This is a genomic window from Kitasatospora sp. NPDC048540, assembly GCF_040651175.1.
GTDB lineage: Bacteria > Actinomycetota > Actinomycetes > Streptomycetales > Streptomycetaceae > Kitasatospora.
Window position 1 is genome coordinate 1 of the sequence record NZ_JBEZIR010000037.1, and the last position, 19749, is coordinate 19749.

Consider the following 19749-nt stretch of genomic DNA (forward strand, 5'->3'; position numbering starts at 1 on the left):
CGCCAGACCCGCACCCGCCAGGTACAACTCCCCCGTCACACCCGGCGCCACCGGACGCAGGAACCCGTCCAGCACATACACCCGCGCACCATCGATGGGCCGCCCGATCGGCACCGGCTCCGGCCACGACGACGGATCCACGGGGAGTTCGCAGCCGGTCACCACGTGGGTCTCGGCGGGGCCGTAGTGGTTGTGCAGGCGCCGGCCGGGGACGGCGGCGCAGAACGCGCGCACCCGCGAGCCGGCCGTCAGCGCCTCGCCGGCCTGGACCAGGTGGCGCAGGTCGGGCAGGGTCAGGCCCTGCTCGGCGGCGGCCTCGGCGAGCGCCTCGATCACCAGGTCGGGGGCGTACAGCTCGTTGACCCGGTACTCCTGCAGCCAGGCCGCGAGCGCACCGGCGTCGCGCCGGACCCGCTCGGTCGGCACGGCGAGGGTGCGGCCGTGCAGCAGCGCGGAGAGGATCTCCTGCGCGGCGACGTCGAAGCTCAGCGAGGCGTACTGGGCGACGGTAGTGCCGGGCCCGCCGGGGATCCTCCGCTGGTGCCAGGCGAGCAGGTTGGCCAGGGCGCCGCCGGGCATGACCACGGCTTTGGGGCGGCCGGTGGAGCCGGAGGTGTAGATCACGTACGCGGGGTGGGCGGGGGTCAGCGGGGCGGTGCGCTCGGCGTCGGTGAGGTCGCCGTCCGGCAGGCCGCCGTGGTCCTCGGCGGCGTCCGCCGCGGTCAGCACCAGGGCCGGGCGGGCGTCGTCGAGCATGTCGGCGATCCGCCGGGCCGGGTACTCGGGGTCGACGGGCAGGTAGGCGGCGCCGGTCTTGAGCACGGCCAGCACGGCGACGTACAGGTCGAGCGAGCGGGGCAGGTGCAGGGCGACGACCCGGTCGGGGCCGGCGCCGCGGGCGGCGAGGGCGCGGGCCAGGCGGTTGGCGCGGGAGTTGAGCTGCGCGTAGTCGAGGGTGCGGCCCTCGAAGGCGAGCGCGGTGGCGTCGGGGGTGCGGGCGGCCTGCGCCTCGAACAGCTGCGGCAGGGTCAGGTCGGCCACCGGGTGCTCGGCCGCCCGCCCCACCTCGAGGACGTGGGCCCGCTCGTCGGCGGTGAGCAGGTCGAGCCGGCCCACCGGCCGCCCGGGGTCGGCGGCGAAGTCGGCGAGCAGCCGCTCCAGGCGCCCGAGCAGGGTGCGGGCGCCGTCGCCGTCGAGCACGTCGGCGCGGTGGTCCAGCCGCAGCCGGATCCGGTCGCCCGGGATGGCGAGCAGCGTCAGCGCGAAGTGGGTGGCGTCGCCGACCTCGAAGCCGGCCAGCCGTACGCCCCGGCTCTCGGCCCGCAGCACGGCGGGGTCCAGCGGGTAGTTCTCGAAGACGACGGCGGAGTCGAAGAGTTCGGCGTGCCCGGCGCCGCGCTGCACCTCGGTCAGCGGCAGGTGCCGGTGCTCGATCAGCGCGGCCTGCTCCTGCTGGACGCGCGCGAGCAGGTCGGCGAACGGTTCGGCGGGGCGCAGCGCCACCCGGACCGGCAGGGTGTTGATGAACATCCCGATGGTGGACTCGATGCCGGGGATCTCCGGCGGCCGGTTCGCCATGGTGGCGCCGAACACCACGTCGTCGCGGCCGAGGGCGTGGCCGAGCAGGACCGCCCAGGCGCCCTGCACCACGGTGTTCAGGGTCAGGCCGCGGCGGCGGGCGGCGGCGGTGAGTGCGGCCGACGCGCTCTCGTCGAGTTCGTGCCACAGCTGGCCCGGCAGTTCACCGGCGGGTGCGGCGTCGCGCCCGGCGGCGCCGAGCAGGGTGGGCTCGGCGAGGCCGGACAGGTACGAGCGCCAGGCGTCCCGGGCGGCGTCCTGGTCGCGGTCGGCCAGCCAGGCCAGGTAGCTGCGGTAGGGCGGGGCGACGGGCAGCGTACGGTCGTCGCCGCGGTGCCCGTACAGTGCGAACAGTTCGCGCACCAGCAGCGGCATGGACCAGCCGTCGAGCAGCAGGTGGTGGGTGGTCAGCACCAGGGTGTGGTGGTCGGGGCCGAGCCGCACCAGGCCGGCCCGCAGCAGCGGCGGCACGGCGGGGTCGAACCGCCGGGCGCGGTCCTCGGCGACGAACCGGCGCAGGCCCTCGGCGCGGGCGTCCGGGTCGAGCCCGCCGAGGTCGGCCTCCTGCCAGGCGGGCAGCGCCTCGTGCGGGACGAACTGGACCGGCCGGTCGAGGTCGTGCTGCCAGAACCCGGCACGCAGGTTGGGGTGGCGGCGCAGCAGGGCGTGCACGGCCGCCCGCAGGTCGCCGGTGTCCAGCGGTCCGCGCAGTTCCAGCACCAGTTGGACGTTGTACACGTCCACGCCGTCCCGGTCGTACTGGACCTGGAACAGCAGTCCTTCCTGCAACGGTGCCAGCGGCAGGACGTCTGCCAGGCCGTTCTGCGTCATCGGGACACCTTCCACATGGCTTCGAGTCGGTCGATCTGGGACTGGTCGAGGGAGACCAGGGAGAGGTCGGAGGGGGTGTGTCCGCCGGCGTCGGGGCGCCGGGCGTGGGCGGCGAGGGCCTCCAGCGCCCGGAACCAGGTCCGGGCGAGGTCGCGGACGGCGTCCTCGTCCAGCAGGTGGCGGGGCCGGCTCCAGGTGGCGTGCAGCCGCGGTCCGTCCGGGCCGTCCAGGGTGAGGGCGTCGACCTCCACCGCGTGGGCCATCGGCAGGCCGGGGTCGGTGCCCTCGCCGAGCGCCTCGGCGTCGGGCGCCACGCTCCACTCGGCGGCCGGGCCGTCGGGGGCGCGGAAGCGGCCCAGGTAGTTGAAGCCGAGCGCGGGCGTCGGCAGGGCGGCCAGCCGGGGTCCGGCGTCGGCGTCCAGGTGGCGCAGCAGGCCGTAGCCGAGGCCGCCGTCGGGAACGGCCCGCAGCTGCTCCTTGACGCGTTTGACGGCGCGTCCGGCGGCGGGGCCGCCGGCCAGCGCGTCCCGCCGGTCGAGGGTGCCGAGGTCCAGGCGGACGGGGTACAGGGCGGTGAACCAGCCGACCGTGCGGGACAGGTCGGCGCCCGAGTCGCCGGGCTCCCGGCCGTGGCCCTCCAGGTCGAGCAGGACGGCGCCCGAGTCGCCGAGCCCGCGGCGGGCCCGCCAGTCGGCGACGGCCAGGGTGAACGCGGTGAGCAGGATGTCGTCGACCTTGGCGTGGAAGACCGCGGGCACGGTGGTCAGCAGGGCTTCGGTGGTGTCGGCGGGCAGGGTGAGGGTGAGCTGCCGGGCGGTGGCCGCGGTGTCGACGGCGGGGTCGAGCGGCCGGGCGGTGACCGGTGCGGTGGGAGCCGCCAGCAGGCCGGTCCACCGGTCGAGTTCGGCGTCCCGGCCGGGGCCGGCGGCGCGCGCGGCCAGCTGCCGGGCCCAGCTGCGGAACGAGGTCCCGGCGGGGGTCGGGCGGTAGGCGGTGCCGGTGGCCGCGGCCTGCCAGGCGGCGGCCAGGTCGGGCAGCAGGATGCGCCAGGACACGCCGTCGACCACCAGGTGGTGGAGGGTCAGCAGCAGCCGGCCCGGCAGGTCGGGGCCCCGGTCGAGCCACACCGCCCGGCCCAGGGCGCCGGTCCACGGGTCGAGCCGGGCGCGGGCCCGTGCCGCCTCGGCCGTGGTGAGGTCGCGCAGCGCGGCCTCGCCGAGGCCGGTGGCGTCGACCCGGTCGACCCAGCCGGCCGTGGCGGCGCCGCCGGGCGGGGCGATGGTCATCCGCCAGGCGCCGTCCGGGCCGGTCGTGAAGCCCGCCCGCAGGACGTCGTGCTGGTCGGCGACGGCGCGCAGCGCGGCGGCGAGCCGCGCCTCGCCGAGCGCGGGCGGCACCGGGACCACCAGGGACTGGCTGAACGCCTCGACGGGGCCGCCGCGTCCGCGCAGCCAGTGCATGATCGGGGTGAGCGGGACCTCGCCCCAGGCCTGGCCGTCGGCGGCACCGCCGTCCTCGCCGGCTCCCCGGTCGTCGGCCTCGCGGGCGACGGCGGCCAGCGCCGCGACCGTCCGGTGCTCGAAGACCTGCGCCGGGGAGAGCAGCAGTCCGGCCCGGCGGGCCCGGCCGACCAGTTGGATGGCCATGATGCTGTCGCCGCCGAGGTCGAAGAAGCTGTCGTCGGTGCCGGGCCGCTGCACGCCGAGGATCCCGCCGAACAGGCCGGCCAGCAGTTCCTCGCGGGGTGAGGCGGGGGCGCGGTGCGCGTCCGCGGATTCGTACGCGGGGACGGGCAGTTGCCGGCGGTCGAGCTTGCCGTTCGGGGTCAGCGGCAGCTGCTCCAGCAGGACGACGGCGGCCGGGACCATGTAGTCGGGCAGCGCGGCGGCCACGTGCCGGCGCAGCTCGCCGGGGTCGGCGGCGGCGCCCGGCTGGGCGACCACGTAGGCGGTGACCCGCTTCTCGCCGGGGCGGTCCTCGCGGACCAGGACGGCGTTCTGCGCGACGGCCGGGTGGCGGCCGAGCACCGACTCGATCTCGCCGAGCTCGATCCGGAAGCCGCGCACCTTGACCTGGTGGTCGCCGCGGCCGAGGAACTCCAGCACGCCGTCGGTGCGGCGCCGGACCAGGTCGCCGGTGCGGTACATCCGGGCGCCGGGCGGGCCGTACGGGTCGGCGACGAAGCGTTCGGCGGTGGCGTCCGGCCGGCCGAGGTAGCCGCGGGCGAGGCGGTGGCCGCCGATGTACAGCTCACCGGCGACGCCCGGCGGCACCGGGCGCAGGCCCGCGTCCAGGACGTGGCAGGTGGTGTTGTCGAGGGGGGTGCCGATCGCGACGGTGGTCTCCTGCTGCCACGGTGCGCGCATGAAGTGGTGGGTGGCGAAGGTGGTGGCCTCGGTGGGGCCGTAGCCGTCGACGACCAGGGTGTCCGGGGAGGCGGTGAGGACCCGGGTGACGGCCGCGGGCGAGACCACGTCGCCGCCGGTCCACACCTCGCGCACGCCGCGGAAGCAGCCGGGGTCCTCCTCGGCGAGCAGGTTGAACAGCCCGGAGGTGAGCCACGTGCCGGTCACCCGGCCGCCCACCAGGGCGTCGCGCAGCGCGGCGGTGTCGAGGTCGCCGGGCGGTGCGACCACCACCGTCCCGCCGGACAGCAGCGGCACCCACAGCTCGTACTGCGAGGTGTCGAAGGAGTACGGCGAGTGCAGCAGGACCCGCTGCTGGTTGCCGGTGCGCCAGCAGCGGTCGGCGGCCAGCACGGCGACGTCGCGGTGGGTGACGGCGACGCCCTTGGGCACCCCGGTGGAGCCGGAGGTGTACATCACGTAGGCGAGCCGGTCGGGGTGGGCGGGTACGGGGGCGCAGCGCTGCGGCGGGGCGTCGGCCTGCGGCAGGGTGTCGGCCTGCGGGTCGTCGACCACCAGGACCCGGGCCGGTCCGGCCCACTCGGCGCAGTGGTGGTCGGCGTCGACGGCGCGGTCGGTGAGCAGTACGGTGGCGCCGGCCTCCCGGATCAGCAGGCTCATCCTGGACGCCGGGTAGCGGGTGTTCAGGGGCACGTAGTAGCCGCCGGCGCGGACCACCGCCAGCAGGGAGACCACCAGGTCCGCGGAGCGCTGCTGGAGCACGGCGACGGCCCGTTCGGGTCCGGTCCCCAGCCGCACCAGCCGGGCGGCCAGGGCGTCCACCCGGGCGTCGAGCTGGGCGTAGGTCAGTTCGGTGCCGCCGGCGACCAGCGCGGTCGCGTCGGGGGTGCGGCGGACCTGGGCCGCGAAGAGTTCGGCGAGGCCGGTGTCCGGGAGTTCGCCGGCGGTGTCGTTCCAGGCTGCCAGCTGGGCCAGTTCGGCCTCGTCCAGCAGGTCGAACCGTCCGATCGGCAGTTCGGGGTCGGCGGTGACGGCCCGCAGCAGGGCCAGCAGCCGGCGGACCATCCCGGCCGCGGTGGCGTGGTCGAACAGGGCGAGGTCGTACTCCAGGTCGCCGTCGACGCCGGCCGGTGCGTGGTCGCCGTCGCGGTGCTCGACCAGGTTGACGGTGAGGTCGAACTTGGCGACGCCGAGGGCGACCGGTTCCCGGGCGACGGTGAGCCCCGCCAGCCGGGCCTTCGGCTCGGACTCCTGGTAGGAGAGCACCACCTGGAACAGCGGGTGGCGGGCGGCCGAGCGGGCCGGCTGGAGGCGTTCCACCACCCGGTCGAACGGCACGTCCTGGTGGGCGAAGGCGTCCAGGGCGGCGCCGCGGACCCGGGTCAGCAGCTCGGCGAACGGCAGGTCGCCGGGCGCGCCGTCCCCGCCGGGCCCGGCGGAGGTGTCCACCCGGACCACCACCGGGTTGACGAAGAAGCCGACCAGGGCGTCGAGTTCCGGCTCGTCCCGGCCGGCGGTCGGGCAGCCGATCGGGATGTCGGTGCCCGCGCCGAGCCGGGTGAGCAGCGCCGCGAGGGCGGCCTGCAGCACCATGTGGACGGTGGCGCCGCGCTCGCGGGCCAGCCGCTCCAGCCCGGCGTGCAGGTCCGGGCCGATGGTGAGCGGGACCGAGCCGCCGCGGTGGCGGGCCACCGGCGGCCGGGGGTGGTCGTAGGGCAGCTGGAGCTGGTCGGGCAGGCCGGCGAGGGCCCGTTCCCAGTGGCCGAGCTGACGGCTGCTCACCGACGCCGGGTCGTGCTCGCCGCCGAGCAGTTCGCGCTGCCACCGGGCGAAGTCGGTGTACCGGACCGGCAGCGGCTCGAAGCGCGGGGCGCGGCCCAGCGAGCGGGCCGAGTAGGCGGTGGCCAGGTCGCCGAAGAGCGGGCGCAGGGACCAGCCGTCGCCCGCGATGTGGTGCAGCACCAGCAGCAGGACGTGGCTGCCGTCGTCCACGGTGAACAGGTGGGCCCGCAGCGGGATCCCGGTGTCGAGGTCGAAGGGCTCGCGGGCGGCGTCGGACAGTGCCCGGGCGAGGCCGTCGGCGGCCACCGCGGTCGCGGACAGCAGGCCGGGCACGGAGTCCGGGGCCAGTACCTCGGGCCGTGGCCCGTCGGGACCGGCCGGGTAGCGGGTGCGCAGGGTCTCGTGGCGGCCCAGGACGTCGGTCAGGGCGGTGTGCAGGGCGGTGCGGTCCAGCGGGCCGGTCAGCCGCAGCGCGATCGGCAGGTTGTAGGTGGGGGCGCGGCCCTCGACCTCGCGCAGCACCCACATCCGCTGCTGGGCCGGCGACATCACCGGGGCGCCGTCCTGCGGGCCGGTACCGGCCCGCAGCAGCGGCCGGGTGCCGTCGCTGCGCCGGGCGAGCCGGGCCAGGCCCGCGGGCGTGGGTTCGGCGAACAGGTCCTGGATGGTCAGGTCGACGCCGAGTTCGGTCCGGGCCGCGGACAGCAGCCGGTTGGCGGTCACGGAGTGCCCGCCGAGGGTGAAGAAGTCGCCGCGCGGCCCGACCTCTGCGACGCCGAGCGCCCGGGCGAACAGGCCGCACAGCAGACCGGCGAGCGGCCCGGTGTCGCCGTCCGCGGTGTGCCCGGCGGCGGCCGCGGCGGGGGCGGGCAGGGCGGCGCGGTCGAGTTTGCCGTTGACGGTGAGCGGGATCGCGTCCAGCGCCGTGAACGAGGCCGGCACCAGGTGGGCCGGCAGCACGGCGGCCAGCTCCCGGCGCCAGCCCTCCGGGTCGGGGGCCGTGCCCCGGGCGGGGACGGCGTAGGCGGCCAGCCGCCGGTCGCCCGGCCGGTCCTCGCGGACGGTCACGGCGGCCTGGGCGACCGAGGGCAGTGCGGCGAACGCCGCCTCCACCTCGCCGAGTTCGATCCGGAAGCCGCGGATCTTCACCTGCTGGTCACCGCGGCCGAGGTACTCCAGGGTGCCGTCGGTGCGGAGCCGGACCAGGTCGCCGGTGCGGTACATCCGGGCACCGGTGTCGGCGGCGGGCGCGAACGGGTCCGCGACGAACCGCTGGGCCGTCAGGGCCGGGCGGTTCAGGTAGCCGCGGGCCAGGCCGGGACCGGCGACGTACAGCTCGCCGGTGGTGCCGGGCGGGACCGGGCGCAGCGCGCCGTCGAGCACGTGGGCGCGCAGGTCGGCCAGCGGCGCGCCGATGGCGCCCGGGGTGGCGTCGGGCCCGTCGAGGGCGGTGTGGGTGACGTGCACGGTGGTCTCGGTGATGCCGTACATGTTGGACAGCAGGGTCCGGTGGCCGTGCCGGGCGTACCAGTCGCGCAGCCGGGCGGCGTCCAGCGCCTCGCCGCCGAGGACGACGTGCCGCAGCGCGGACAGGTCGGCGGGGCGGGCGCGGTCCCGGTCGGCCTCGATCAGCTGGTAGAAGGCGGAGGGGGTCTGGTTGAGGACGGTGACCCGCTGCTGCTCCAGCAGGTCGAGGAACTCGCCCGGGGAGCGGCTGACGGTGTACGGGACGACCACCAGGCGTCCGCCGTGCAGCAGCGGGCCCCACAGCTCCCACACCGAGAAGTCGAAGGCGTAGGAGTGGAAGAGGGTCCACACGTCCGCCGGTCCGAGGTCGAGGTGCCGGCGGGCGGCGGTGAACAGCCGTACCACGTTGTGGTGCGGGACGACGACGCCCTTGGGCACCCCGGTGGAGCCGGAGGTGTGGATCACGTACGCGGGGTGGTGCGGGTCGAGCCCGACCTGCGGGTCGGTGTCCGGGTACGTGCTGTGCGCCTCGTCCTCCAGCGCGACGGCGACGGTGCCGGGCGGGGCGGAGACCGGGGCGGGCCCGGCGGTGACCAGGACGGCGGGGGCGGCGTCGGCCAGGGTGCGGGCGAGCCGTTCGGCGGGGTAGTCCGGGTCGAGCGGCAGGTAGGCGGCGCCGGACTTGACCACCGCGAGCACGGCGACCACCAGGTCGGCGGAGCGGGGCAGGGCCAGGGCGACGATGCGCTCCGGTCCGGCGCCGTGCGCGCGCAGCCGGTGGGCGAGCCGGTTGGCGCGGGCGTTGACCTCGGCGTAGGTGAGGTGCTGCGCGCCGTCCACCACGGCCACGGCGCCGGGTGTGCGGGCGGCCTGGGCCTCGAACAGGGCGGGCAGGGTGGTGCCGGGGGCCGGGACGGGCCCGGCGGCGGGAGCGGGTTGCTGCTGCTCGGCCGGGGTGCGCAGGTCGATCCGGGCGGTGGGCGCCGAGCCGTCGGCGGTGGCGAAGGTCTCCAGCAGGGCGGTCAGCCGGGCCAGGTGGGCGGCGGCCTGCTCCGCGCGGTGCAGCAGGGGGTTGGCCTCCAGGTCGATGCGCAGGCCGGTGCCGTCGGGGCCCGGGCGGACCGAGACCTTGAGGTCCTCCACCGGGCCGGTCGACACCGGGTGGACCGAGGTGTGCAGGCCGTCGAGGGGCAGCGCGTGGTCGAACGGCATGATGTTGGCGATGACGGTGTGCAGCCGCCGGTCCGGTGCGCCGAGGCCGAGTTCGCGGCGCAGTTCGGCGGACGGGAAGCCCTGGTGGCGCAGGACCGCGGAGACGGCGTCCCTCACCTCGGTGACCAGGGCGGTGAGCGAGGAGCCCGGTGCGGCCGGGACCCGCAGCGGCGCCACGTCGGCGAGCATCGCCGGGACGCGACGGGCGTCGGCGCTGCGCCGGGCGGTGACCGGCAGGCCGAGCAGCGCTTCGGGGGCGCCGGTCAGGCGCCGGGTGTACAGCGCGACGGCGGCGAGCGCCGCGAGCTGCCAGCCGGTGTCGGCGGTCGCGGCGAGGGTGTCCAGGCCCTGCCGTACGGTGTCCGGCAGGAACGCGGTGCGGCGCAGCGGCACGGCGGCCGGGGCGGCGACGCCGCTGCCGAGGCCGGCCGCTTCGGGCCGGTCCGCCCAGGTGGTCAGCCAGTGCGCGCGGTCCGCGGCGTACGCCCGGGTGGTGCGGTACGCGTGCTCGGCCCCGACCAGGGCGGCGAGTTCGCCCGGGCGGGCGGTGGCGGGCCGGCCCCGGTAGGCGTCGGCGACCCGGCGGGCCAGCAGCCGGAAGCCGTAGCCGTCCAGCAGCAGGTGGTGGACCTGCTGGTACCAGCGGTGGTGGTCGGGGCCGAGGACGAACAGGACCTGGGTGAACAGCGGTCCGTGGCCCGCGACCGGCAGCTGCGGGTGGCTCAGCAGCTGCCGGATCCGGTCGTCGGCCGCGGCCGCGGGGTCCGGTTCGGCGCTGAGGTCGACCAGTTGGACCTGCCAGTCGTCCTGGTCCCGGGCGACCTGCTGGCGCACCTCGCCGTCGTCACGGGTGGTGAACCTCAGCCCCATGGTGTCGGTGGCCGCCACGGCGGCGCGGACGGCGGCGGTGAACCGGCCGGTGTCCAGCGGTCCGCGCAGGTCGGTGTACTCGGCCGTGGTGTAGGCCGGGCTCTGCGGGTCCCTGGCCTGGGCGAACCAGACACCGAGCTGTGCCTCGGTGAGAGCCAGCGACGCAGCGTCAGCACCACTCATCATTTCCCCTCCTGTCGGGCCGTCCGCCGCGGCCCGGCGGGGCGGTGGCACGGCGCAGCCGACCGCACCATGGGTCGACGGGACCGCGGACATGCTGGTCCGGGCGCTTGACGGCCGGCTGACGGGCCTGACGCGTCCGGCGCCGGGACGGTCAGCCGGGCTGCCGCAGCCCGGTCTCGTACGCGTAGACCACGGCCTGGACGCGGCTGCGCAGGTGGAGCTTGTTGAGCAGGTTCTGCACGTGCGACTTGACGGTGTGCTCGGACAGCGTCAGCTCGTCGGCGATCTCGGCGTTGGACAGGCCGCGGGCGATCAGGTCGAGGACCTCGGCCTCGCGTGCCGTCAGCTCGTCCGGGCCGACCGCTCCGAGCCCGCCCCGGCGCGGCGCGGCGCCCGCAGCGGGGATTCGGTCACGGGCCGCTCCGGCGGCCGGCCGCCGGGTCAGGTGGTAGCCGGCCGCGGCCATCCGCACCGCGGCGGCCAGGTCGGCGGCGGCCACGGTGGCGGGCAGGCAGCCGTGCACCCCGGGCCGCCCGGACTCGTGCTCCGGGTCGCCGACCGTCAGCACCGCGGGCCGGTCCTGGTCGCCGCCGTGGGGCAGGCCGAGCGCCGCCGGGTCGGCGGCCCCGTGCACGAGGACGACCTCGGCCCGGTGCAGCGCGGCCCCGGCGGGTGCGCCGGGTGCGCCCTCGCCCGCGATCCGGACACCCGGCTGCCGCTCCAGCAGGGCGCGCAGGCCGGCCCGGACCAGGACGTCGGACGCCAGCAGGAAGACCGGCACGGCGTCCTGGCCGTGGTCGTGGTCGTAGTCGTGGCCGAACTCCCCGGCCGGGTCCTGGTACGGCAGGTCCCCGGCGGGCCGGTGGTGGGCGTCCGCGGTGAGCGGGACGGCCGGCGCCGACGGCGCGGCGGACCCGTAGTGCCTCGGGCGCGGGCCCGTCGCCGTGGATCCGCCGGGCAGCACGCGCAACGCGGTGGTCCCGGTGGCGGCCGGGCGGGCCTGGGCTCGCCGTTCCATCCTCGCTCCCAGTGTTCGGCGGGTCGGTGTGTGAGGGCGGCCGTCCGGGGTTCGGGCGGGCCGTCCGGATTCCGAAACTAGCCGCCGGGCAGGCCGTGGAGCGGTTTTCTCAAGCGCCGTTCAAGCGCTTCGCCAATGGCCTCCCACCGGCCGCCGACGGAATTCCGGCGGACCGCCGCGGATTTCTTTCCCGGTGCTACGGTCCGGCCCATGGACAATTCCTCGAGCACCCCCCTGACCAAGGATTCACTCCGCCTGATGATCGCCGAGAGCATGGGGCTGGAACCCGACCTGCTGCCCTCGGACGACGAGGACCTGATCGACCACGGCCTGCACTCCGTCGCGGTGATGCAGGTCGTCAGCCGGTGCCACCGGCACGGCATCGAGGCCGCCTTCCCGGAGCTGATCGCCGAACCGACGGTGGACGGCTGGTGGCGCCTGCTGTCCGCGGGCCGGCCGGCCGCGGACCGCTGAGCGGGCACCCGCCCGCCCCCGGCGGCCGCCCCCCACGTCCGCTTGAGAGCCGTTGGAACGCGGCTTGGACAGCGGTCGGGAAATCGGGGCGGCGGCCGCCCCCGCGGTTACGTTGCTGTCGCCGCGGTGGTGCGCCCCGGAAAAGGGCCGCACCGATACCGCAGGCCCATCCGTACCGGACCGTCAGACGGAGTCGCCATGGAATTCGGAGTCAATTTCTTCCCGGTCGTCGACCCGGAGCGGAAGAGCGCCGCCCAGTACTACGACGAGAGCCTGCGGCTGGTCGAACTGGCCGAATCGCTCGGGTACGAGCACGTGCAGATCGTCGAGCACTACGGCTCCCCGTACGGCGGCTACAGCCCCGACCCGGTGGCGTTCCTGTCCGCCGCCGCGGCCCGCACCAGCCGGATCCGGCTGGCGACCGGCGCCGTGATCGCGGCCTTCACCCACCCGGTGAAGCTCGCCGCCTCCCTCGCGATGCTCGACAACCTCTCGCACGGCCGCCTCGACGTCGGCTTCGGACGGGCCTTCCTGCCGGACGAGTTCGAGGCCTTCGGCGTCCCGATCGAGCAGAGCCGGGCCCGTTTCGAGGAGGGCATCGCCGCCTGCGTCGCGCTGTGGAGCGGGGAGCGGACGGTCTTCGAGGGTGCCGTGCACCGCTTCGGCCCGTTCACCGGGTACCCCCGCCCCTACCAGCAGCCGCACCCGCCGGTCTTCGTCGCCTCCGCGAGCAGCCCGGAGTCCTGCGCGGCGGCCGGCCGGGCCGGCCACCACCTCCAGGTGGTGCCGTCCGTGACGACCCGCCAGGGCCTGCGCGACATGATCGAGGGCTACCGGCAGGCCCGGGCGGAGGCCGGGCATCCCGGCGCGGGCCGGATCCAGGTCAAGTACACCTGCTACCTCTCCGAGGACCGCGGGCTCGCCCTCGCGGACGCCCGCGCCCAGGAGGGGAACTACGTGGCCCGGATGGCGGAGGCGGTCTCCTCCTGGGCGCACACCCGCAGCAGCCAGTACCCCGGGTACGAGAAGTTCGCCGACAAGGCCCGCTCGTACGACTTCGACCGGGCGCTGGCCGACGGGAAGGTCCTGGCCGGAACCGTGCCGGAGGTCCGCGAGCAGGTCGCCCGGATCGCCGAGGAGTACGGGCCGGACCTGTGCCTGAGCCTCCAGTTCAACCCCGGGCACCTGCCGTACGAGCGGGCCGCGCGGGCGATGGAGCTGTTCGCCGGGCAGGTCGCCCCCGCCTTCGCCCGGCCGTCGGCCGCGGTGCCGCAGCCGGCCGCCGCGGCCGTCTGAGCCGCGGCACGGCCGCCGCCGGGGACCGCACCCGGTCCCCGGACCACCCCAGGACCGGACCACCAGGAGGGACCATGAGCCGCACATCCGCCGTCAAGGACGCCGAGGTCGCGGTGGTCGGGCTGGGCGCCTGGGGCGCCTGCGCCCTGTGGCAGCTCGCCCGCCACGGCATCGACGCGATCGGCATCGACCGGTACGGCATCGGCAACGTCCACGGCTCCTCGCACGGCGAGAGCCGGATGTTCCGCACCGCCTGCCTGGAACACCCGGGGCTGGTCCCGCTCGCCCGGCGCTCCCGCGAGCTGTGGGCGGAACTCGAGGCGGAGAGCGGCGAGGTCCTGATGGAGCGGATCGGCGCGATGCTGATCGGGCCGCGCGAGGGCCGCATCGTCGGCGGCGCGCTGACCGCGGCCCGCCAGCACGGCCTGGACGTCGAACTGCTGGACGCCGCCGCGATGCGCCGGCGGGCCCCCGCCCACGCCGGCCTGACGGACGGCCAGGTCGGTGTCCTGGAACCGGCCGGCGGCCTGACCTACCCCGAGCGCACCATCGCCGCGGCGGTCGGCGCCGCCCGCCGCGCCGGGGCGCGGGTGTTCACCGACACCCGGGTCACCGCCGTCGAGCCCGGCGACGACGGGATCTCGGTGCACACCCCGCTGCGCCGGCTGCTGGTTCGCTCGGTGGTGGTGGCGGCCGGGCCGTGGCTCTCCCAGCTCGTCCCCGGGCTCCCGCTCGACGTGGTCAGGATGCCCACCACCTGGTTCACGCCCGCGGCCGCCGAGCCGCGCTTCACCCTGGAGCGGCTCCCGGTGTTCATGCGGGAACTCGCCGACGGGGAGGTGATCTGGGGCCACGGCACCCTCCCCGGCCGCTCCGAGCTGAAACTCGGCCTGGAGGACGGCGGCCGCAACTTCCGCACCGTGGACCCCGAGGGCATGGACCGCTCGGTCTCCCCCGACGACTGGTCGGTGCTGGCCCGGATCCTGCCGGACGCCGTCCCCGGCGTGGGCGCGCTCCCCTCCCGGGCCACCGCCAACCTGTACGCCCGCACCCCGGACGGCCAGTTCGTCCTCGGCCCGCTCGCCGCGGACCCCCGGATCGTGGTCGCGGGCGGCTGCAACAGCCACGGGTTCAAGCACGCGACCGGCATCGGCGAGGTGGTCGCCGGGCTGGTCCGCGGCCGGCCGCCGGCGTTCCCGCTCGGCTTCGCCGACCCGAACCGGTTCTCCCGCTCGCCGGTCGGGCCCCGACCGACCCCGTCAAGCGCCGCATTGTGAGGAAACATGCAGTTCCGCATTCTCGGCCCGGTAGAGATCCACGACGAGCGGCGCGGTCTGCGGATCGTCCCCACGGGCTCCAAACAGCGCATCCTGCTCGGCGCCCTGGTGGTCAAGGCCGGACACCTGCTGTCCTACCACCGGCTGATCGACGAACTGTGGGGTGAACACCCCCCGGCCAACCCCGCCAACGCCCTCCAGGCCCACATCGCCCGGCTGCGCAAACTGCTCGAGGACGCCGGCTCCACCAGCCAGGAACGCATCGACACCCACGCCCTGGGCTACCAGCTGCACGCCGGGCCCGACGCCACCGACGCCGCCCGGTTCCACCGCCTCTCCGCCCAGGGCCGGGCCGTGGTCACCACCGACCCCGCCCGGGCCGTCCGGCTGCTGCGCCAGGCGCTCGCCCTGTGGCGCGGGCCCGCCCTGCAGGGCAGCCTCGGCGGTGACATCTGCCAGGCCGAGGCAGCACAGCTGGAGGAGAACCGGCTGGTCGCCCTGGAGACGCTCTACGACGCGAGCCTGCGGGCCGGCCTCCACCACGAGATCACCGGCGAACTCGAGGAGCTCACCAGCGACAACCCGGTCCGGGAGCGGTTCTACGACCTGCTGATGGTCGCCCTGTACCGGTGCGGCCGGCAGGCCGAGGCGCTCGGTGTCTACGAGCGGGCGCGGATGCGGCTGGTGAACGAGCTCGGGGTGGAGCCCGGGCCCGCGCTGCGCCGCCGGGTCCAGTCCATCCTCAGCCAGGCGCGGGAGCTCGGCGCCCCGGCGGGACAGCCGTCACCGGCCGCGGTGATCGGCTCCATCCCGGCGGCCAGGGCGGCCCGCGGCGGCCCGGCCCCGCAGGGCGGGGCCGTGGTGCTCGACCTCGGCGACGAACTGGCCCGGCTGCGGCGGCGGCTGGACCGGCTCAGCCAGGAACAGGAGCTCCTCAGCCGGCAGTTCGACCGGCTCAGCGCCCGCACCGCGGCCGCCCGCTGACCCGGGCCGCCGCGAACCGGGCCGCCGCAGCCCGGGCCGCCGTCAGGACGCCGCCCGGTCCAGGCTCAGCAGCCGGCCGGCCGAGCGGCGCAGCCGCCGGTCGTGGGTGACCGTCACCACCGGGCCGGGGAAGTCGTCCAGCGCGGTCTGCAGGTCCTCGATCAGCGGCAGGCTCAGGTGGTTGGTGGGCTCGTCGAGCAGCAGGACCTCGGGCCGCAGCGCCACCAGCCGGGCCAGGTCGAGCCGCCGCCGCTGGCCGACGCTCAGCGCCCCGACCGGCACCCGCAGGTCGGCCGCGCGGAACAGCCCCAGCTCCAGCAGCTGCTCGGCGGCCTCGTCCTCGTCGGCGGCCACCGCCTGCGCGTAGCAGCGCAGCAGCGGCCGGTGCCCGCCCGGGAAGCTGCTCTCCTGCGGCAGGTACCCGATCCGCAGCCCCGGCCGGGTGGTGACCAGGCCGCGGGCCGGGGCCAGTTCACCCGCGAGCACCCGCAGCAGGGTCGACTTGCCCGCCCCGTTGGGGCCCACCACCACGACCCGGTCACAGTCCCGCAGGGCGAGCCCGGGCAGCCGCAGGCCCTGCGCGGTCTCCACGTCGCGGACCTCGATCAGCGCGGCGGCCGGGTCCGCCGGGGGCGCCGCGGCCGCGGCGCCCCGGCCCGCGTCGGCGAGCCCGACCGCCGTGAACCGCAGCGGCCTGGGCGGCTTCGGCACCTCCTGCATCCGCAGCCGGCGGATCTCCTCCTTCGCGGCGCGGGCGGTACGGGCGACCGCGGCCTGGGCCCCGGCGCCGCGCAGGTCGTAGTTCATCTTGGCGTTGTCGCGCGGCGGACGGTAGTGCCCGGCGGCCCGGTCGGACCGGGACAGCCGCAGCGTGGCGGCGGTCATCGACTCGGTCCAGACCTGGTGGTCGGCCTCCCAGCGGCGCCGGGCGGCCGCCTGCTCGGCGGCGTACTCGCGGTAGGTGCCGCCGTAGCGGACGACGGACCCGCGCGGGCCGTCGAGGTCCAGCAGCCCGGTGACGGCGCCGTCCAGCAGGTCCCGGTCGTGGGAGGCGATCAGGCACGGTCCCCGGTAGCCGCGCAGCCACGCCGCCAGCCAGTCCACGGCCTCGTCGTCGAGGTGGTTGGTGGGCTCGTCCAGCAGCAGCGCGGGCGGGCTCCGCAGGACCAGCACGGCCAGGCCCAGCCGGGCCCGTTCGCCGCCGGACAGGTCACCGGCGAGCCGGTCGGGCGGCAACCGGTGCAGGCCGAGGGCCTGGAACACCTCGGCCGCCCGGGCCGGGAAGCGCCAGCCGTCGCGTGCCGTGAACTCCTCCTGGAGGGCGTCGTACTCCGCCAGCAGGGCGGCGAGCGCGTCCTGGCCGGCGGTGCCCATCAGCGTCTCGACCTCCCGCATCCGCGCGGCCAGCCGGTCCACCTCCTGCCGGGCCTCGGCGAGGCAGCGGGCGAGGTCCCAGTCCGGCGGCAGTTCGGGTTCCTGGGAGAGGTGGCCGGGTGCGCCGCCGACGGTGGCCCGGACCCGGCCGGCGTCCGGGGCGTCGAGCCCGGCCAGCACCCTGAGCAGGGTGGACTTGCCGACGCCGTTCTCGCCGATCAGGCCGAGCCGTTCACCGGCCGACACGGTCAGCGACACGCCGTTGAGCACGGTCCGGTCGCCGCGGATCCGGGTCACGGCGTCCGCGGCCAGGTGCGCGGTCCCGCCGGAGCGCGCGCTCTCCCCGGCCGTCCGTACGGTTTTGATCATGCGGCGCTCCTCGGTGCCTCGGTGTGGTGCGGCGGGGTCCCGGCGGCCCCCGGTCGGGCGGGCCCCGGGCGTACGGCCCCCGGTGCCGCGGTGCCGGACGCGGACAGGGTGCCCGGGGTGAGCAGCGGTGCCGGGTGCCCGGGGGTGAAGCTGTCGCGCAGGGCGGCGGGCCGCCAGGGGAACCCGCCGTGCAGGTGGACGGCGCGCGGCGGTTCGGCCCCGGCCTCGACCGCGACCGACAGCAGCAGGTCCGGCTCCGGCTCGAGTGCCAGGAAGGACCAGCGGCCGGCCGGGTCGTCGGCGGGGGGCTCGAAGGCCAGGACCCGGTCGCTCCCGGACAGGACGAAGCCGAAGGAGTCGAAGGGCAGTCCGAGACCGAGGCCGCGGGCCTTGGAGTAGGCCTCCTTCAGCGTCCACAGCCTCAGCACGGCCCGGTCACGCACCCCTCCCGCCGGCAGGCCCGCCAGCTGCCGGCGCTCTCCGGGGGTGAAGCTCTCGGCGATCCCCTCGAGCGCGCGGCCGCCGACCCGGTCGAACCTCTCGACGTCGACGCCGACCCGCCGGCCCCTGGCGACGACGATCGCATTGTAACCGTGCGCGTGCGAAAGGTTGAAGTCCAACTCGCCGTGCCCGCACCGCAGTCCGCCGTCCGGCGGGCGCAGCGAGGGCCGCCCCCGGTCGGACCGCCGCAGCTCCACCAGCGCCTCCGGGACGCCGGTCTCCAGGGAGAGCAGCCGCCGCACCATGACATGGGCGACCAGGTACTGCCGGCGGTCCCGCTCGAACACGAACCGGTCGGCGGTGGCCAGTTCGTGCTCGTCGAGCCAGTGGCCGGCCAGCGCCGTGGCCATTCCCGGCCCGAGGTCGTCGTTGGCGCAGATCCACAGCCGGACCTCGTCGCCGCGGTGGGTGCGCGGTGCGCAGTCCGTACGCGCGCCGGTCATCGGACGGCCCCCTGGGTGGCACCGGCGGTGGCGGCGCGGATCTGTGCGGTGACCAGCGCGGCCATCTCGGCGGTCCGGCCCCGGAAGTAGAAGTGGTCGCCGTCGAACAGGTGCAGCCCGAGGAAGCGCCGCGCGTGCTGCTGCCAGGCGGCGAGCCGCTGCGGTGACACCACCACGTCGTCGGACCCCCCGAACACGGACAGCGGGACGGTCAGCGGCGCGGTCCCCTCGCACGGGGTCCAGGTCTCCACGAGCCGCAGATCGGTCCGGATCATCGGCCCGAACAGCTGCCAGATCTCCGGGTCCTGGAGCACCTCCGGTGGGGTGCCGCCCATCGCCGCCAGGTGGTGGCGCAGCGCGTCGTCGGGCAGGGTGTGCCGGGTGTCGGACGGGCCCGGCGGCCGCGGGGCGCCGCGCGCCGACAGCCCGAGCCAGACCGGCAGCGGCAGGCCCTCGGCGGCCAGGCGGTTGGTCAGCTCGTACGCGGCGAGGCCGCCCATGCTGTGCCCGAAGAAGGCGAACGGGCGGTCCATCGCGAGCACGATCTCGTCGTGGAAGAAGTCCACCAGTTGCCCGGCGTCGGAGCAGGCCGGCAGGTCGGTGAGCCGCCCGCGGCCGGGGGCGTCCAGCAGGTGGATCTCCCAGTCGGCGGGGAAGTGCGCCACCCAGTCGCGGTAGAGGAGGTGGGATCCCCCCGCGTGGTGGAACAGGAACAGACGCAGGGCCGCACCCGGGACCGGGCGGGGGCAGAACCCCGCGCCGGCCGGCGGGCGGAACCTCAGGGTGGAGCTGGTCATCGCGTCTCCTCGTGCGGTGCGTGGGTGTTTCTCAGGCGACGGCGGCCTGGACCTGACGGACCGTCCGGTCCGGGGCGGCGTCGCGTCGGATCTGCCGGACCATGCTGGTCAGCACGGTGCTCTCGCCGACCTCGGTGAACTGCGGGTCGGGCCCGGCCAGCAGCGCCTCGACGCTCTCGCGCCAGCGCACCGGGTGGTCGATCTGCTCCAGCAGCAGGTCCGCGGCCAGGTCGGCGCGGTACGGCTCGGCGGTCCGGTTGGCGATCACCGGGAAGGCGGGCGGGCGCAGCCGGGTGGCCCGGACGGTACCGGCCAGCGCGGCGGCGGCGGGCGCCATGTAGCGGGAGTGGAAGGGGCCGCTGACGTCCAGCCGGCGGACCATCCGGGCACCGGCGTCCTCCAGCACCTGGCCGGCCTCGTCGAGGTCGTCCACCGGGCCGGCCAGGACGGTCTGGGTGGCGGTGTTGAGGTTGGCGAGGTCCAGGGTGCCGAACCCCGCGCGCAGCAGCAGGAACCGCAGTGTGGTCTCGGTCAGGCCGACCACGGCGCTCATCCCCCCGCCGTCCACCTCGGCCATCGCGGCCGCCCGGGCGGCGACCAGCCGCAGGCCGTCCGCGAAGTCGAACACCCCGGCCGCCTCCAGGGCGTTGTACTCGCCGAGGCTGTGCCCGATCGCGACGTCCGGCTCACCGGTGTCCTGGAGTGCCGCCCGGTAGGCGAGCGCGTTGACCGCGAACATCGCGGGCTGGGTGTAGCGGGTGTTGCCCAGCCGGCCGCCGGGATCCTCCAGGCACAGCTCGCGCAGGCTGTACCCGAGGACCTCGTCGGCCTCGCGGACCAGGGCGGGGAACCGGTCGAGGAGCGCCCGGCCCATGCCGAGGCGCTGGGCTCCCTGGCCGGGGAACATGTAGATCCGGGTCATGGTGC

11 protein-coding genes are annotated in these 19749 nt (G+C 76.3%); 4 read left to right on the forward strand and 7 right to left on the reverse strand.

Annotated features, from left to right (window positions below; all coding sequences use genetic code 11):
* The 3 genes from AB0D08_RS17085 to AB0D08_RS17095 form a co-directional block, all read right to left on the reverse strand.
* Window positions 1-2409, reverse strand: a 2409-nt coding sequence (locus AB0D08_RS17085) for a condensation domain-containing protein (RefSeq protein WP_359889546.1), incomplete at its 3' end; no start/stop codon positions are given.
* On the reverse strand, window positions 2406-10292 hold the full coding sequence (locus AB0D08_RS17090; protein ID WP_359889548.1) for an amino acid adenylation domain-containing protein: 7887 nt from the start codon (window positions 10290-10292) through the stop codon (window positions 2406-2408). The genes AB0D08_RS17090 and AB0D08_RS17085, both read right to left, overlap by 4 nt.
* Before the next feature lie 148 nt (window positions 10293-10440).
* On the reverse strand, window positions 10441-11307 hold the full coding sequence (locus tag AB0D08_RS17095) for a LuxR family transcriptional regulator (protein ID WP_359889550.1): 867 nt from the start codon (window positions 11305-11307) through the stop codon (window positions 10441-10443).
* 210 nt (window positions 11308-11517) lie between these two features.
* On the opposite strand from AB0D08_RS17095, the gene AB0D08_RS17100 reads away from it, so the two are divergent.
* From AB0D08_RS17100 to AB0D08_RS17115, 4 genes are all read left to right on the forward strand, one after another.
* Window positions 11518-11781 carry a phosphopantetheine-binding protein gene (locus AB0D08_RS17100; protein WP_359889553.1) on the forward strand — a complete coding sequence of 88 codons (264 nt, stop codon included), beginning with the start codon at window positions 11518-11520 and terminating at the stop codon, window positions 11779-11781.
* 198 nt (window positions 11782-11979) lie between these two features.
* Window positions 11980-13077, forward strand: coding sequence for an LLM class flavin-dependent oxidoreductase (locus AB0D08_RS17105; protein WP_033824895.1), 1098 nt, complete (start codon window positions 11980-11982; stop codon window positions 13075-13077).
* Window positions 13078-13151: 74 nt separating this feature from the next.
* Window positions 13152-14354, forward strand: a complete 1203-nt coding sequence (solA, locus tag AB0D08_RS17110) for an N-methyl-L-tryptophan oxidase (RefSeq protein WP_051814102.1) — start codon at window positions 13152-13154, stop codon at window positions 14352-14354.
* 6 nt (window positions 14355-14360) lie between these two features.
* A complete protein-coding gene (locus AB0D08_RS17115) occupies window positions 14361-15338 on the forward strand; it encodes an AfsR/SARP family transcriptional regulator (RefSeq protein ID WP_359889556.1) in 978 nt (325 codons plus the stop codon).
* Window positions 15339-15380: 42 nt separating this feature from the next.
* Here the strand turns inward: AB0D08_RS17115 and AB0D08_RS17120 are convergent, their stop codons facing one another.
* Genes AB0D08_RS17120 through fabD form a run of 4 tightly spaced genes read right to left on the reverse strand, consistent with a single transcriptional unit; the run spans window position 15381 to window position 19744 of the window.
* Window positions 15381-17081, reverse strand: coding sequence for an ABC-F family ATP-binding cassette domain-containing protein (locus AB0D08_RS17120; protein WP_359889559.1), 1701 nt, complete (start codon window positions 17079-17081; stop codon window positions 15381-15383).
* Complete coding sequence (locus AB0D08_RS17125) at window positions 17078-18025, reverse strand: 4'-phosphopantetheinyl transferase superfamily protein (protein WP_359889562.1); 948 nt, start codon at window positions 18023-18025, stop codon at window positions 17078-17080. The genes AB0D08_RS17120 and AB0D08_RS17125 overlap by 4 nt, the downstream gene beginning before the upstream one ends.
* The gene (locus tag AB0D08_RS17130; protein WP_051814103.1) at window positions 18022-18822 is read right to left on the reverse strand and encodes a thioesterase domain-containing protein; all 801 of its coding nucleotides are present in this window, start codon (window positions 18820-18822) and stop codon (window positions 18022-18024) included. The genes AB0D08_RS17125 and AB0D08_RS17130 overlap by 4 nt, the downstream gene beginning before the upstream one ends.
* Window positions 18823-18853: 31 nt before the next feature.
* On the reverse strand, window positions 18854-19744 hold the full coding sequence (gene fabD / locus AB0D08_RS17135; RefSeq protein WP_033824897.1) for an ACP S-malonyltransferase: 891 nt from the start codon (window positions 19742-19744) through the stop codon (window positions 18854-18856).
* Window positions 19745-19749: the final 5 nt, after the last annotated feature.